Origin of the sequence: Porphyromonas somerae (assembly GCF_022845615.1) — a bacterium.
GTDB lineage: Bacteria > Bacteroidota > Bacteroidia > Bacteroidales > Porphyromonadaceae > Porphyromonas_A > Porphyromonas_A somerae.
Window position 1 is genome coordinate 532,747 of sequence record NZ_AP025559.1, and the last position, 14,997, is coordinate 547,743.

Annotated in this window: 15 protein-coding genes; 14 read left to right on the plus strand and 1 reads right to left on the minus strand. The window is 48.1% G+C overall.

Going from position 1 to position 14,997, the window contains the following annotated elements:
• Positions 1-11 precede the first annotated feature (11 nt).
• Genes MWL85_RS02280 through MWL85_RS02295 form a run of 4 tightly spaced genes read left to right on the plus strand, consistent with a single transcriptional unit; the run spans position 12 to position 3,978 of the window.
• Positions 12-635, plus strand: coding sequence for a hypothetical protein (locus MWL85_RS02280; protein WP_244401257.1), 624 nt, complete (start codon positions 12-14; stop codon positions 633-635).
• Positions 632-1,834 carry a DUF4856 domain-containing protein gene (locus MWL85_RS02285; protein ID WP_244401258.1) on the plus strand — a complete coding sequence of 401 codons (1,203 nt, stop codon included), beginning with the start codon at positions 632-634 and terminating at the stop codon, positions 1,832-1,834. The genes MWL85_RS02280 and MWL85_RS02285 overlap by 4 nt, the downstream gene beginning before the upstream one ends.
• Positions 1,835-1,861: 27 nt before the next feature.
• Positions 1,862-3,037 (plus strand): hypothetical protein, encoded by a 1,176-nt coding sequence (locus tag MWL85_RS02290; RefSeq protein ID WP_244401259.1) that lies wholly within the window; start codon positions 1,862-1,864, stop codon positions 3,035-3,037.
• A gap of 14 nt (positions 3,038-3,051) precedes the next feature.
• A complete protein-coding gene (locus MWL85_RS02295; RefSeq protein ID WP_244401260.1) occupies positions 3,052-3,978 on the plus strand; it encodes a hypothetical protein in 927 nt (308 codons plus the stop codon).
• Between the two features lie 389 nt (positions 3,979-4,367).
• Here MWL85_RS02295 and MWL85_RS02300 read toward each other — a convergent pair whose 3' ends face one another.
• Positions 4,368-4,712: a PAS domain-containing protein gene (locus tag MWL85_RS02300; protein WP_018029307.1), complete on the minus strand. Its 345-nt coding sequence runs from the start codon at positions 4,710-4,712 to the stop codon at positions 4,368-4,370.
• A 179-nt stretch (positions 4,713-4,891) separates the two neighbouring features.
• Here MWL85_RS02300 and MWL85_RS02305 point away from each other — a divergent pair, with 179 nt between their 5' ends.
• From MWL85_RS02305 to MWL85_RS02350, 10 genes are all read left to right on the plus strand, one after another.
• Entirely contained in the window at positions 4,892-6,022 is a 1,131-nt protein-coding gene (locus MWL85_RS02305) for a mannose-1-phosphate guanylyltransferase (protein ID WP_021903579.1), read from the plus strand.
• Positions 6,023-6,025: 3 nt separating this feature from the next.
• Positions 6,026-6,778, plus strand: a complete 753-nt coding sequence (locus tag MWL85_RS02310) for a JAB domain-containing protein (RefSeq protein WP_244401261.1) — start codon at positions 6,026-6,028, stop codon at positions 6,776-6,778.
• A 39-nt stretch (positions 6,779-6,817) separates the two neighbouring features.
• Positions 6,818-7,375, plus strand: coding sequence for an FHA domain-containing protein (locus tag MWL85_RS02315; RefSeq protein WP_021903577.1), 558 nt, complete (start codon positions 6,818-6,820; stop codon positions 7,373-7,375).
• A gap of 180 nt (positions 7,376-7,555) precedes the next feature.
• Positions 7,556-8,554, plus strand: coding sequence for an AAA family ATPase (locus tag MWL85_RS02320; protein WP_021903576.1), 999 nt, complete (start codon positions 7,556-7,558; stop codon positions 8,552-8,554).
• Between the two features lie 10 nt (positions 8,555-8,564).
• Positions 8,565-9,437, plus strand: a complete 873-nt coding sequence (locus MWL85_RS02325) for a DUF58 domain-containing protein (protein ID WP_018028775.1) — start codon at positions 8,565-8,567, stop codon at positions 9,435-9,437.
• Positions 9,438-9,472: 35 nt separating this feature from the next.
• Positions 9,473-10,441, plus strand: coding sequence for a hypothetical protein (locus MWL85_RS02330; protein ID WP_244401262.1), 969 nt, complete (start codon positions 9,473-9,475; stop codon positions 10,439-10,441).
• The gene (locus tag MWL85_RS02335) at positions 10,438-11,418 is read left to right on the plus strand and encodes a vWA domain-containing protein (RefSeq protein ID WP_244401263.1); all 981 of its coding nucleotides are present in this window, start codon (positions 10,438-10,440) and stop codon (positions 11,416-11,418) included. Before MWL85_RS02330 ends, MWL85_RS02335 begins: the two co-directional genes overlap by 4 nt.
• Positions 11,418-12,455, plus strand: coding sequence for a vWA domain-containing protein (locus MWL85_RS02340; RefSeq protein ID WP_244401264.1), 1,038 nt, complete (start codon positions 11,418-11,420; stop codon positions 12,453-12,455). Before MWL85_RS02335 ends, MWL85_RS02340 begins: the two co-directional genes overlap by 1 nt.
• A complete protein-coding gene (locus tag MWL85_RS02345; RefSeq protein WP_244401265.1) occupies positions 12,452-13,192 on the plus strand; it encodes a tetratricopeptide repeat protein in 741 nt (246 codons plus the stop codon). The genes MWL85_RS02340 and MWL85_RS02345 overlap by 4 nt, the downstream gene beginning before the upstream one ends.
• Positions 13,192-14,994 (plus strand): BatD family protein, encoded by a 1,803-nt coding sequence (locus tag MWL85_RS02350; RefSeq protein WP_244401266.1) that lies wholly within the window; start codon positions 13,192-13,194, stop codon positions 14,992-14,994. Before MWL85_RS02345 ends, MWL85_RS02350 begins: the two co-directional genes overlap by 1 nt.
• The last annotated feature ends 3 nt before the right edge of the window (positions 14,995-14,997 follow it).

The following is a 14,997-nucleotide window of genomic DNA, read 5'->3' on the forward strand; positions in this document are numbered from 1 at the left end:
TATTCAATGATATGATAGATAATTTGAAGAAGCTTTTTCCACTACTGAGTGGTACACTCCTTCTGCTCTGTGCAATGAGTTGCCAGCGCAGCTATAATGATCCCGAACCTGAGGACTATGCCACCCTTTTCCCCTTTAAGGGTATTGAGAAGCCAAAGATCTCGTACGAAGATCAAGTGCGTCAGGTTTGTGACCCCTATGAGGCATTAGAATCTTATAGTTACCCAGGGGTGGAGATTTCTGAAGGAAAGCGTAAGTACACCGTGACCCTTACCTGCCAATTTACCGAGCGTGGTGCGGTGCCCGATGAAGTTAATAGCCGATTTGTGGTAAAGTACATTGGCGAGGATAAGCAAATTCATATCATCGGAAGTAGTGCAAGTGTATCGGGTGCCGAGGAGATCATGACCCTTGAAGAGCCTTACGAAGTGACAATAGAGGCAGAGTCGGGGTATCCTATGTACCTTAGTGTCAATGGCACCGCACCTCGTGAGTCCAATATCACCGCCAGCATTAGGGCTGTGTCGGAAGATGGGCTAACCGTAGTAAAAGAGTTGAAAGTGAGTCAAACACAAAATAGAGAGGGGCAAGACTATATTAGCCAGCCCTTCTGTGAATATATCATACTACCATGAAGAATTGTCTAAAGTATGCTTGGGTCTTTCTCCTTTTCGCTCTCTCAACATCGGGCTTATCAAGTTGCCAGAATAGATGGGAGGGGGAGACGGTGGAAAGTGCTTACAAGCTACCCGAATATCCCGATCCAGAGTATAAATTCAGTAGAAATGGGCGAAGTAGTGTCGATTACTACGAGTGTACTCTCCTAGATGAGCCCCTTCAGATTATCTACAGTACCTTCCTTCGGGAGGCGCGTATCAATAACGAAGGTAGTCGCAATACCGTTTACAACTACTTCCATCAGGGTCTTTATGGATTGGTAAGCCCACAATCGGTGGTTGCCTCATCTGTGCTCCACCAAGCCGATAGGGCTGAGGTGATCAATGATGTTGAAGATTGTTTTAGGGCGATTGAAAAGCTTAGTGGCCTAGGTACAGAGGCTCCTAATCTGACCCGTAACCAGAGAGCCTCCATCGGAGTGGCGGGGTATGTCGGCACCCACATTGGCGATGATTATATATTCTTTGCCACTCAAGATGGATTGGTTCCAGCAGAATATTATAGGGAGCTAGTGCGTGGCGCTATTTACCTTGATTTAATTCTTAATGTACACCTTGCAAGTAGCCTCTATGCACCTGGAGAATTGCTCACTCGTCATGAGCACACCTACCTCCCCGATGGTCATAATTACACCGAGCTGGAGCATCATTGGGACCTAGCTTTTGGCTACTACACCCATTTTTGGCAGCCTCTTGTGAGCAGTATCAATCTGCCTCTACTGGGCAAGAGCCGTATCCAGCTATACAATGCTTTTGCTCTGGGGCGCTGGGCATTGACCAACTATAGGTACGATATTCTGCAAGAGCAATTGCAATTGATTCGCATAGAGCTCTCTAAAGTGGTAGCAGTCCGTGCTCTACAATTGCTTCAGGGGAATATCACAATGGCCAACTATCGAGAAGAGCCAGAGAATGCTCTATTCTTCCTTTCCCAAGGTGTAGGAGCCCTTTACTCCCTCCAATTTGCCTGCAATAAAGAGGGGCAACCGCTCTTTTCCTATAGCGAAGTGAAAGCGATGCAAGAGCAGTTGCTTGCTGGCAATGGGCTATGGGATAGAGACCAGCTCATCGGCAGCGATGGCAATACTGGCCTTCTCCATACTATTACTAAAGAGGTGGCTCACCGTTTTGAGCTCCCTTTGCAGGAGATTAAGTAGATCACCCGAATACAATCAAGCAGTTATATGAAGTTCAAAAATATCCTATCTACCCTCCCCCTCCTCCTTATCTTGGTTCTCAATGCTCCTAGTGCATTGGCTCAAGAGCTTAATAAGGAGCTATTGAAAAATGGGGGATTCGAAAAGTTTTACCGCAAAACTCCTCTTGAGGGCGAAGAGCCACAAGAAGAGTATATGTGGCGAAAGATCTATCCTCACCATTGGCGCTTTGATGATACTTTAGCTGGCACTAAGGTGCGAGGAGGTCACTCAGGTGGCTACTGTATTCTTTTTTATCTCAATGGTGGAAGTATCAGCTACCACGATAACGACTATTCCCAAGTGGGGCATATCCCCAAGAATAATATTATCCCCATTGAAGCTGGGGGCGAATATCAATGCTCCTTCTGGTACAGAGGCGACTATGTATTTAGAGCTAAAGTATGTGTGGTGATAGAGTGGTATAAAGATGACCAACTCATCAAAAAAGATACCAGCTTCAAACAATTCAAATACTACGTCCCCAAAGTGGGCGATAGTTGGCAGCAACATACTATCTCCGAGATCAAGGCCCCCGCCGGAGTCAATAAGGCAGCTTTTAGCTTAGTGGTAGAGGGCTCGGAGGGCAGTAAGTTCTACATCGATGATATCTCCTTTATGCAGGTGAAGAGAGGCGAAGAAGAGCCACAGCTACCAGCACCAGCCAACCTTTCGTCCAAAGCGATGCAGCACGAAATAACACTCACTTGGAGAGCCATTGCAGAGCCGGGAGTCACCTACCAAATACTTTGCGATGGGGAGCCAATAGGCGAGACTACCGAGACCAGCTTCATACATAAGCATCGTAAAGCCAATACCATATACAGCTACAGCGTTAAGAGCATTAAGGGTAGCCTTTTCTCACGCCCTTCAGATGTCATCAAGGTGCGCACAGAGGGGTACCGACGCTCACCCAATGACCCTACACGTGTGCCACATCTCTATATGATCTCTAAAGATGGCGAAGCACCAAGGCAGTTACCACTATTCTATACCGATCTCATCCTCGAAGGAGCCGAGATTAAGTACCAACTTGATGGGCAAGAGGTAACGCCTTCTGACGATTTTCTCCAATTAGATCCTGGAGAGCACTCCCTCATTATCTTTATTAAAGAAAAAGATCGTGAGCCGATAGAAATCACTTATTTCATCACCGTAAAGTAAGCCTGTAGAGAGATATGAAGCAAAGATTGTTACTACTACTCAAAAGCGCCCTTCTAGCTATACTATTGTGTAGTGCTTGCCAAAATAATAAGGCGCCCCATGAGCTAGAGCCTATCAAGGTCGGTGAGCAAGACCTCACTGAGGTGTCACTCAATAAGCAGACCACCCATACAATTATACTACAAGGAGGTACCGGAAAATACATCGCCAATGTGGAGAGTTCCAAGATCGCAGGCGTCTCAATTAGTCGCGACACCCTCCGCATTACAGGCCACCTCGAGGGCGAGACCTTCGCTACCATCCTCTCGGGCGACTACCGCCGTAAGCTACCCATACATGTGGTGGTGCCCCCAGTGAGTGTCAATATGGAAGAGGTGCGCCTCTACCCCACCGACGAAAGTCGCTTCATCTCACTCCAAGGTGGAGGGGATAAGGCAAAGCTGGTGATCGACGACCCAGAGGAGGTAATATCGGCAAGGTGGAATGCCAAAACCAGTATTCTAGAGGTCGATGCACACCATGAAGGGGTGGCGGTGGTGCATCTCATTTCAGAGGATGGCAGCCAAAAGAGCGTCACTATCACGGTCAGATGCAGTGGCACCGACCACGGAGTAGGCCTCTATGGCACCACTTCGCGGAGCCTCTACCTAATGATGCGAACAGGCATGACCCTCAAAAGAGGTAATCGAAGCTTCACCATATTCAATGCTGCACAGCCCTACCAAGCAGAGAGGGTGGTTACCCTTTCACCCATCCCAACGGCACCTCACGTAGGAGAGAAGGTAAAGCTACAGATAAGCCTTAATAATCCACAGGAGTTCCGCCATACCAAGGTGAGAGAGGGCAGCCACTCTCTAATCGTGGAGCAGGTAGATGCTACGAAGCAGTTGGTTACCCTCCGAGGAAAAGGTTTTAAGGTGATTATGCCCTACATCAAGTGATGTAAAATGGGCATCTTAGCCGAATCCCCACTATCCGGGGTATTCGTAATCTTTAGAGCACTGCAAATAAATAGGATAAAAAGGGGGTGAAAAGTTTAATTGTAACTAAGCAATCGGCGAGATGCAACTAAGCAATCGGTTAGTTGCAACTAAGCATTTGCCGAGATGCAACTAACCGATTGCTTAGTTGCATCTCGGCAAACGCCTTTGTATGGCATTGATTTACAATTGGTTATAAATGGGGCTACAAAGACCCCGTTTTAGCTAGGTTTTTCACCTCATTTTGCAGTTTGAACACTGAAAAGTGGAGCTCTTCGTGGGTTTATAAAAAGATTCGGTGCTAGACGAGCCCGACATGGACGAATAGCCTAGTTCACTACCACCTTAATTTACTCAGTTTTGGGTTTGCGGATATAGTGGGGCATCTCCTCGGGGATGATCATAGAGAGCTCGATAAATCCAGCGTAGGCACCCTCTTGGTACCACGGGATTTGGTAGATGAGCTTTTTGCGTGATCCCTTTGTGATGGTGTAGACGTGCTTCTCCTCGTGCGTCATCAGATGCTCCAGTAGGGAGCGGGCTGGCTCTGGGTGGCAGTCGAGTACGTTTTTGCCGATAAGGTCTTGCCCAGGCTTTAGGTTGACCTCTCTCGATTGTCCGTTCATCTCAATGATCTTTCCCTCTTTATCGCAGATGGTGACTGCGATATCAGCTTCTTCAAAGTATGGTATCATAGTGCTATATAGTGTTATATATATAATGTGTATCTACTGATTGGTGTGCCAAAGGTACACAAGATTAGGGAATAATTGATTACCTTTGTAGCAAGAATGGAGGTGGCAGACCATTGACTTCCGTAGGAATATCATAATTGGCCTCCCTCTCCTTTCTCGATTGACCTATATTCAGACCGATGATCATGACTCAAGCAGATAACGTCTACGCAAATCTTTATTGTGTGATACTGGCCGGTGGCGTGGGGCGTAGGTTTTGGCCCTATAGTCGAAAGAGCTATCCTAAGCAGTTTTTGGACTTCTTCAATACAGGGGAGAGTTTGTTGCAGATGACCTATCGGAGAATGCAGCGCTGCATCTCTCCAGATCGTATTTTGGTGGCGACCAATATTCAGTATGAAGAGATTGTGCGGAAGCAGCTCCCTAACCTCCCGATGGAGAATGTGCTTTGTGAGTCTCAAAATCGCAATACTGCCTCCTCTATCGCCTATGCTACTCGGCACATTCATGCCATCAACCCTGATGCTGTGGTGGTGATTACCCCTTCAGATCATTTGGTGACGGATGAACCCTCTTTCCACACCTTGATAGGTGAGGCGGCCCAATATGCCTCTTGCACCGAGATGATCGTGACCCTCGGGATTAAACCAACTTATCCGGAGGTGGGCTATGGTTATATCCAAGCTCTGGAGTCGCCCGTTGAAGATGGGGGTGAGATGCTTAGCCACTGCTATCCAGTGAAGACCTTTATCGAAAAGCCTAATAGTGAGATGGCTCGGATCTTGGTGGATAGTGGGGAGTTTTATTGGAATGCTGGTCTCTTTGTGGCAATGACATCAGTGCTGATTGACGAAGTAAAGTCCCATGCTCCTGAGATAGCGGAGCGACTTTATAGTAAGCCCGAGGTGTGGGGAACGGCACGGGAAACGATCTATGTGCACGAGGTATTTCCCTACTGCCCCAATATCTCTTTTGACTATGCCGTAATGGAAAAGTCACAGAAGGTGCTGATGCTGGTGGCTGATATGGGGTGGACCGATGTAGGAACGTGGTCAGCTACCTACCAGCTCACCGATAAGGATCAGAACGCCAATGCCACTATTGGAGCACACCAAACGATTTACAATGATAGTAGGAGCAACTTGGTGGCGATTAATGATCCAGAGAAGCTGGTGGTGCTACAGGGAATTGATAGTATGCTGGTGGTGGAGACCGATGATGTGCTACTGATTTGCCGACGTGGTGAAGAGGATAAATTGCGTCAGGTGGTAGCAGAGGCACACGGGCTCAATGAAAAGTATACCGATTGAGTGATGCCTAAGAGAGACGAAGGAGGAGAGGCACCCCTCTACTCCCTAGACCATATACGGATGACCGACCTCAAGGAGTCGGAGCGCCCAAGAGAGAAATTGCTAACCCATGGGCCTAGAGCTCTGAGTGATGCAGAGCTGATGGCGATCCAGTTGGGAACTGGCTTGCAGGGAACGAATGCCCTACAGCTCGCCCACCTGATTTTGGAGTCGGCAGATAACAATCTATATCGACTCTATGAGTCTCTGCGTACAGGGTGTGCCATCCCTATTAAAGGAGTGGGTATGGCGAAGAAAGCCAATATCCTCGCCTGCTTAGAGCTAGGTATGCGGACGGTGAACCACAAAAAGAAGTTGGACGATGAGGGAAAGCAGCTCACCAATAGTCAGATGATTTACGACTACATCTATACCGACCTGTATAATCTCTCGCACGAGGAACTTTGGATAGTGCTTTTCAATCAGCGACTGATTGCACAGCGGAAGATTAGGATTTCAAAAGGGGGGCTCACCAATTCAACCGCCGATATTCGGGTAATATTGAGTACCGCTCTCCGGCTTGAGTTACCGGCTTTGGCACTCGTGCACAACCATCCAGGAGGAAGTCTGCAACCTAGTCACGACGATGACGATGTCACGGATCAGCTCTACAAGGCGTGTCGGCTGATTGGGATAAGTATGGTGGACCATGTGATCTTTACCGACAATGGCTACTATAGCTATCTAGATAATGGGCGCCTAGGTGTGGAATTATAGTGTTAAGTTATTAGAGAATATATATCCATTTATATAGCCATGTCTACAGTGATTACTTGCCCCTATTGTGGGGCCTCTTTGGAGGTCACTATCGGTCATCACCAAGATAGTGCCGAGCGTGTGGTCTGCGATGAGTGCAAGCAACCGATAGCTGTGTATAAGACGGCTGCTGAGGCACTACAGCATAGAGATAGATCCATCAAAGCGGTTAGTATTGAGGAGGCCGACTTCTCGGAGGAGGGTACCTATCTGGAGATTATTGAGACGGAGTTTACCAAGCCTCAAACGATTCAGATTCCTGAGGGGCGAAGCCTCTTCGGTCGGTACAACCCTAGATCTTCCGCGAGGCTACAGGTGCTGACGGCCGACCCGAGTATTGATCGGCAGCACGCTTACTTTACGCTCTCCAAAGATGGTCGGCTCGAGGTGATGGATAATGATAGTATGACCGGAACCTTTGTGAATGGTGCTGAGATTGATCAGGGGGAGCGACGTCGGCTCTCTCAGGGCGATGTCCTTACTTTCGGAGCTACTACAGCCATCGTTCATCTTCCTCACGGCGAGGAGGATGAAGGGGATGAGTGGCTTCTCTTTTGATGCTATTTTATAGTCGGCCCCTTCCCTTTTAGCATTCTTTATTACCTGATATTTAGAGAGGAGCTGATAATTCCTTATCTTTGCTAGCAATAGGTAGGGAGGGAGTGTTGTGTATTATAGTATGAAGGGGAGTCACCCAATGACGACCCCCCTGGTAAGTCAGATAATTAATCGATTTAGATGGAGGAAAATAGAGTGGACGTGAGAGCTCTCTCGGAGCTAATAGAGCGTGAGAGTCACTTCTTGGATCTCTTGGAGAGTGGTATGAGCCGTGTGATTGTAGGGCAGAAGCACCTACGTGAGAGTCTTTTGATTGGGCTATTGGCCGACGGTCATATCTTGCTAGAGGGTGTTCCTGGTCTTGCCAAGACTTTGGCGATTAAGACTTTGTCCGACCTGATGGATGCAAAGTTTAGCCGAATACAATTTACACCCGACCTGCTCCCTGCCGACGTGATTGGTACGCAGATTTATAGCCAGAAGAATGAGCGTTTTAGCGTGAAGCATGGTCCTATCTTTGCCAATCTAGTTTTGGCAGATGAGATTAACCGTGCACCCGCTAAGGTGCAGAGTGCCCTCTTGGAGGCGATGCAGGAGCGACAGGTGACGATTGCCGAAGAGACCTTTAAGCTCCCAGAGCCCTTCTTGGTGATGGCGACACAAAACCCGATTGACCAAGAGGGAACTTATCAACTACCTGAGGCACAGAGCGACCGTTTTATGCTCAAGGTGGTGGTGGGCTATCCTACCAAGGAGGAGGAGCAGCAGATTGTACAGTCTCAGATCCGCAAGATGAAGCCTGAAGTGACGCCTGTGGTGACTACCGATCAGATACTTAAGGCTCGCGAGATCGTTCATCAAGTCTATATTGATGAGAAGATTCATCGCTACATCGTGGATATCGTCTTTGCTACACGCTTCCCTCAGGAGGCTGGTATGCCTCACCTCGCTGGTATGATCAGCAATGGAGCCTCTCCACGTGCTTCGATCAACCTCGCTTTGGCGGCGAGAGCTTATGCTTTTATCAAGCACAGAGGCTTTGTGATTCCAGAGGATGTACGAGCTGTCTGCCACGATGTGCTACGCCACAGGATCGCTTTGAGCTATGAGGCGGAGGCGAATAACCTTGTCTCGGAGGAGATTATTAGCGAAATCCTCAATAAGGTTCAGGTACCTTGATACTTAAGTGATGGAGACACAAGATCTCTTAAGTAAAATACGTAGAATCGAGATAAAGTCTAGGCGACTTTCACAGAATATATTCTCTGGTGAGTATCGCTCGGCCTTTAAGGGACGAGGTATGTCTTTTAGTGAGGTGCGGGAGTATCAGCTGGGGGATGATGTGAGGGATATCGACTGGAATGTGACCGCCCGCTATGCTCGACCTTATATCAAGGTGTATGAGGAGGAGCGTGAGCTGACGATGATGCTTCTGGTGGATGTCTCTGAGAGTGGACTTTTCGGTACGGTGGAGCGAACCAAGCGTCAGCTGATTGCTGAGGTGGCGGGGACGCTCGCTTTTAGCACCATCACTAATAATGATAAGGTGGGGGTGATCTTCTTCTCCGATAGAGTGGAGAAGTACATTCCACCAAGTAAGGGAAGGAAGCACGTGCTCCATATCCTCACGGAGATTTTGCGTCTGGAGCCTAAGGGTAAAGGGACCAACTTATCTGAGGCACTCATCTTTGCCAATAATGTGCAGAAGAAGCAGTGTACGCTCTTTATCCTCTCCGACTTTATTGATGAGAGTGAATATGAGTCAACCCTCAATGTGGTGAGCCGTAAGCACCAAGTATTGGCGATGCAGGTCTTTGACCCGAAGGAGGCGGAGCTCCCCAATGTGGGGTTGCTACGAGTGCAGGATGCAGAGAGTGGCGAGGTGACGATGATTGATAGTTCGTCCAAGCGGATTCGTGAGATGTATCGTAGCTACTGGGAGCAGCTCACCAATCGGATGAGGGAGGCACTCACTAAGTATGATATCACCTTTGTGAGTATGCCGACCAATCAGGATTATGTGCCGGCACTGCAACGACTATTTAATAAGAGTATTCGGTGAAACATAGGATATATATAAAATGTATAGGGTGGCTGATGGCGCTACTTCTTACCCCTCTCTCTCTCTTGGCAATGGAGGATGGAGGGGAGGTGCGCATTATCCCTACATTGGAGCGGTCGGCCATCTTGATCGGTGAGCAGGTGAAGCTCAATGTGAAGGTGGTCTATCCTCGCTCGGAGATGATGCGGCTAGTGCTGCCAGAGGATACGTTGGTATCGGGTGTGGAGATCATAGAGAGTCAGTTGGTGGATTCTACTATGATCAATGATCGGCTACAAGAATTGATTTATGATGTGGTGCTCACCTCCTTTGACTCTGCCAACTATCAGCTCAGAAATATTTCTGCACTGGTAGGCGACTCATTATATACTGCGGGTGACCAATTGAGCTTGGTGGTGAATACGGTGCCCGTGGACCTGGAGCACCCCGACCAATACGCCGATATTAAGGGGCAGTGGAAACCCTCATTCGTTTGGCAAGACTACCTTATTTATCTCTATATTCTATTGGGTGTCATAGCACTTGGCGTGGCAACGTACTTCCTAGTGAGGTATCTAAAGAAACGCAAGAAGAGTGTCGATGAGGTGCGTGAAGAGGTGCCACTACTTGATCCTTATGAGGAGGCGATACAGAGTGTGGCAGCCCTGAAGAGTGAGGAGCTTTGGCAGCAGAATAGAGTGAAGGAGTACTATACTAGGCTCACTGATATCTTGCGTCGCTATATCTTCCGTGTCTATGGTATCACCACACTGGATATGACTAGTGCGGAGATATTAGAGGCCTTTAAGTCGCAAGTAGGTCGAGATAAGATGTATACCGAGCTTGTAAGGATTTTGGAGACAGCCGACTTGGCTAAGTTTGCAAAGTATCAGCCTGGCTCGGATGAGAATATTAGCTTGCTCTCTGCTTCTGTAGCATTCATAGAGGCACAAAGGGAGGCACAAAGGCCTTCGGAGACTACGGAGGAGAAGAGTGTAGAAGAGGGAGGAGGTGTGGAGCCATGACGTTTGCTCATCCTTATTTCTTTCTATTATTGCTGCTAGTGCCTCTTGCTATAGGACTTTACCTATGGCGAGAAAAGCGACCAGCTACCTTTACGCTCAGCACTATTGGTGCCTTTAGAGGGCGTAAGGTGTGGTGGCGTACACGGCTCTGTTGGTTACCTTTTGCATTGGCATTATTGGCATTTATCTCTGGGGTGGTGGCTTTGGCACGCCCACAGAGTAGCAATGCCTATTCTACAGAGAGTACGGAGGGGATTAATATTGTGTTGGCACTTGATATCTCGGGGAGTATGTTGGCAAAGGACTTGCAACCCAACCGTTTTGAAGCGGCAAAGAGTGTGGCTGGGGAGTTTGTCAGCTCTCGCCCTTATGATAATATCGGGTTGGTGGTCTTTGCGGGTGAGAGCTATACGCAGTGTCCACTTACTACGGACCATGCAGTACTCCTCAATATGATTAATGGTGTGGAGATGGGGCTGGTGAATGATGGTACCGCAATAGGAAGTGGCCTAGCAACGGCAGTGAATCGCCTCAAAGAGATCAAGGAGGGGAGTAAGGTGGTGATACTCCTTACGGATGGTACCAATAACTCTGGTACTATTGCCCCTGTGACTGCTGCTGAGATCGCTGCTAGCTTTGGGATACGTGTTTATACCATTGGGGTGGGGACTATGGGGGAGGCACTTTATCCAATTCAGACTTATCTGGGGGTAGAGTATGTCAGTATGCCAGTGGAGATTGATGAAGCGAGCCTTAAGCAGATAGCTTCTGCTACTGGAGGTCAGTATTTCCGAGCTACCGACAACAATAGCTTGCACAAGATATATGAGGAGATAGATCAGCTGGAGAAGGTGAAGCTAAAGGTGGAGAGTTTCACCCAGAAGGAGGAGCTATTTCCACCCTATCTATGGGCTGCTCTGATACTGTTGTTTGCAGCACTGTTACTTCGTAGTACGCTATTTAGGAGGATGCCATAATGAGATTTTTACACCCATATATACTTTTCCTTTTGCTGCCATTGCTGGTGGTGGCTCTATTCCTCGTATGGAGAATGAGCCGTCAGCGAAAGGAGCTGAAGAAGTTTGGTGAGACCGAATTGGTGCGTCTCTTGATGCCCGACCTATCTCTACGGCGTAAGCTGGCAAAGGACTTGGTGCTTATACTCAGTCTATCGATGCTGGTGGTGGCACTTGCTCGACCCCAAATGGGCTCTAAGAGTGAGACGGTAAAGCGTGAGGGCATTGAGCTGATGGTGGCGATGGATATCTCCAACTCTATGCTTTCGGACGATGTGAAGCCCAATCGCTTGGCTCGTGCTAAAGCAATCGTTTCGAGAATTATTGACAAACTGGATAATAATAAGATTGGTCTGGTATTCTTTGCGGGGGATGCTTATGTGCAGCTCCCAATCACAGGGGATATGATTTCGGCCAAGATGTTTTTGGATAATGCCTCTCCCGATCTCATTCAGGTGCAGGGTACTCAATTGGAGCAGGCGATTAGGCTCTGTGTACGTAGCTTTTCAAGTGATGAAAAGGTGAAGCGTGCCATCGTATTGATTACCGATGCCGAGAATCATGAGGGCAATGTACTTTCGGCGATTGAGGAGGCGAAGAAACAGGGGATCTTGGTCAATGTGCTAGGCGTTGGCTCTACTGACGGAGGCCCAATCCCTATGCCGGAGGGTGGTTACCTCCAAGATGCCGAGGGTAAGATGGTGATTACGAAGCTCAATGAGCAACTCGGAATGGAGATCGCCACTGCTTCAGGGGGAATCTACGTGCGTGCCAGTGATGTGTCACAGTCTGTAAGAGCCTTGGAGGAGGCCCTCAACAAATTGGAGCAGGCGGAGTTGGAGATGAAGGTTTATACCGCTTATAATGAACTTTATTATATCCCTTTGCTACTTGGATTGCTTCTGCTGTGGATTGATTTCTTATTGCTCGACCGGAAGAATAGATACTTCAGACGGGTGCAACTCTTTGAGCGTACCTCAGCTAAAAGTAAGGAATGATGAAAAGAATATTATTGTTATTAGGTTTACTGGTCTCCTTTTCCCTCTCTGGCTATGCCCAGAAAGAGGTGCGTCAGTTGGCAAGGAGTGGCAATAAACTCTTTCAAAAGGAGCAGTACGATAAGGCGGAGCTGGAGTACCGCAAGGCATTGGAGATAAATCCAAGTGACAAGGTGGCGAACTTCAATCTCGCCAATACCCTTGTGCGTACGGAGCGAGGCGAAGAGGCGGATAAGATCTACCAGGAGATGCTTAAGGAGATAAAGATACTCCCGAAGGATGAGGCGGCTGATGTGGCTCATAATGCTGGTAACTTGGCGATGGCGAAGAAGGACTATGCCAAGGCTATTGAGATGTATAAAGAGTCGCTCCGACGTCGACCAACCGATGAGGAGACGCGTTACAACCTTGCTCTTGCTCAAAAGCTATTGGAGCAACAGCAGCAAGATAATAACGAGGAGAATCAAGATAATAAGGATAATCAAGAGCAGCAGCAACAGGACAACCAGCAACAGCAGAATCAGCAGGATCAACAGCAAGACCAGCAGAAGGACCAGCAGAAGGACCAGCCTAATAAGCAGCAAGAACAGCCTCAAAATGCTGAAACAATGAGCCAAGACAATGCTGAGAAGATCCTTCAAGCCTATCTACAAGACGAGAAGGATACGCAGCGTAAGGTGGAGCAAATGAAGCAGCAACAGCAAAGGGGCAAAAAGTCAAGACCTAAAAATTGGTGATGATGATACGATACAATCGATATGTATTATTGGTAGTTCTTACTCTGCTCTCCCTGAATGTGTGGGGGCAGGATAAGGTGGCTTTTGATGTGGAAGTACCGAGCCATATTATAGCAGGACGCCCATTTAGAGTGGTCTTTTCAGTAAATGCATCTGCCAAGAATATCAGCTTTAATGCACCGTCGGGGCTGGAAGTGGTCTACGGACCGGCCGTGAGTAGCAGTTCGAGTATGAGCATCGTGAATGGTAAGCGAAGCTCTAGTCGAACCACTAGTTTTACTTACACACTTCTAGCGGAGAAAGAGGGCAATTACGTCCTCCCTGAAGCAAAGGTAGAGGTTTCTGGTGCCACTTATCGTACCGCTTCCCGGCGTATTACCGTATTTGGAGCGGATACAGATACGGAGGTAAATAATGGCGGAGGCAACGCCTCTCCTAGCATATCGGCTGAGGATCTCTATATCGTAGCTATCCCTAGCAAAACTCAGGTGTATGAGCAGGAGGCGGTTCAGATTACTTATAAGCTCTATTCACGATTAGAGAATACTCAGTTCTCCAACTTCTCCTTTCCAGATTACGAGGGCTTTGTACAATACGTACAGGACGATGGCTCGCAAGCCTTCTTCGAGGCGGAGCAAGTCAATGGTAAACTCTACTATGCGGCCACTTTTCACTCGGTAGTACTCTACCCGCAGAGAGCAGGCAAATTAGTCATTAAGCCGGCAGAGTTTGAGATGGTCGTGAGTATGCCGATCTCTAACCCCAAGCGAGATATCTTTGATGCCTTCTTTGATAACTTCCAGCAGCTACGTAAGAAGATCAAGACAAAGCCTGTGACGATCGATGTAAAGCCATTGCCACAGCCTAAACCCGATAACTTCTCGGGAGCGGTGGGGCAGTACTCTCTCAATATGGAGGTGCCTACTAAGGTGCTCAAGACCAATGAAAGCTTTACAATGAAGATGTCGCTGGAGGGCAAGGGAAATATCAAACTAGCAAAGATCCCTGAGCCCATTTTCCCTGAAGGTTTTGATACCTACGACCCAAAGGAGAGCGATGATACTGGCGTAAGAGGTGGTGAGACACGAGGAACAAGAGCAAAGGAGTACTTTGCCGTGCCAAAGCATGTGGGTGACTTCGTGATACCAGCTATCCCCTTTACCTACTTTGACCCTGCCAAGGGGCAGTATGAAACCATCACACTCCCCGAAACAAAGGTGCATGTGGATAAGGGTGAAGCGACAGATGTCTCTGCCGTATCGGGTCTCTCCAACAAGGAGGATGTGAAGTATCTGGGGAAAGATATTCGCTACCTCAAAGGTGCGAAACGAGCCACTACACTTGATAAGACCAATGGCACTCTCTATCTTATTGTCTATATCGCCCTTGTAGTACTACTGCTTGTAGCTATCTTGATAGATCGGAAAAAGGAGGCCTACATGGCCGATACTGTATCGAATCGGAGCCGACGTGCCGGTAAGATGGCACGGAAGTACCTCAAGATAGCCTATCAGATGAGGAATAAGGGCGAAGACTCGGCTTACTACGAGGCATTACTGAAAGGGTTGAGTGACTTCTTAAGTGCTAAGTTGCATATCCCGCTCTCGGAGCTATCCAAAGAAAACATTGCGACTGCCATGAAGGAGCGTGGAGCCAGTGAAGAGCTAGTAGAGGAGGCGATTAAGACGCTTAGCACATTGGAGGTGGCTCGCTACTCTCCGAGCGAAACAGAGGAGCGTGAGCAACTCTATGACCAGGCCGCTTCTGTGATAGATGGGGTACAGAAATTAAAAGGGAAGTGATGT

Coding starts and splice junctions, on each gene's coding strand:
- MWL85_RS02315 (WP_021903577.1), top strand. CDS start 6,818: ATGTCTACAGTGATTACTTGCCCCTATTGTGGGGCCTCTTTGGAGGTC.
- MWL85_RS02345 (WP_244401265.1), top strand. CDS start 12,452: ATGATGAAAAGAATATTATTGTTATTAGGTTTACTGGTCTCCTTTTCC.
- MWL85_RS02305 (WP_021903579.1), top strand. CDS start 4,892: ATGATCATGACTCAAGCAGATAACGTCTACGCAAATCTTTATTGTGTG.
- MWL85_RS02290 (WP_244401259.1), top strand. CDS start 1,862: ATGAAGTTCAAAAATATCCTATCTACCCTCCCCCTCCTCCTTATCTTG.
- MWL85_RS02350 (WP_244401266.1), top strand. CDS start 13,192: ATGATGATACGATACAATCGATATGTATTATTGGTAGTTCTTACTCTG.
- MWL85_RS02300 (WP_018029307.1), bottom strand. CDS start 4,712: ATGATACCATACTTTGAAGAAGCTGATATCGCAGTCACCATCTGCGAT.
- MWL85_RS02335 (WP_244401263.1), top strand. CDS start 10,438: ATGACGTTTGCTCATCCTTATTTCTTTCTATTATTGCTGCTAGTGCCT.
- MWL85_RS02330 (WP_244401262.1), top strand. CDS start 9,473: ATGGCGCTACTTCTTACCCCTCTCTCTCTCTTGGCAATGGAGGATGGA.
- MWL85_RS02320 (WP_021903576.1), top strand. CDS start 7,556: ATGGAGGAAAATAGAGTGGACGTGAGAGCTCTCTCGGAGCTAATAGAG.
- MWL85_RS02340 (WP_244401264.1), top strand. CDS start 11,418: ATGAGATTTTTACACCCATATATACTTTTCCTTTTGCTGCCATTGCTG.
- MWL85_RS02325 (WP_018028775.1), top strand. CDS start 8,565: ATGGAGACACAAGATCTCTTAAGTAAAATACGTAGAATCGAGATAAAG.
- MWL85_RS02295 (WP_244401260.1), top strand. CDS start 3,052: ATGAAGCAAAGATTGTTACTACTACTCAAAAGCGCCCTTCTAGCTATA.
- MWL85_RS02310 (WP_244401261.1), top strand. CDS start 6,026: ATGCCTAAGAGAGACGAAGGAGGAGAGGCACCCCTCTACTCCCTAGAC.
- MWL85_RS02285 (WP_244401258.1), top strand. CDS start 632: ATGAAGAATTGTCTAAAGTATGCTTGGGTCTTTCTCCTTTTCGCTCTC.
- MWL85_RS02280 (WP_244401257.1), top strand. CDS start 12: ATGATAGATAATTTGAAGAAGCTTTTTCCACTACTGAGTGGTACACTC.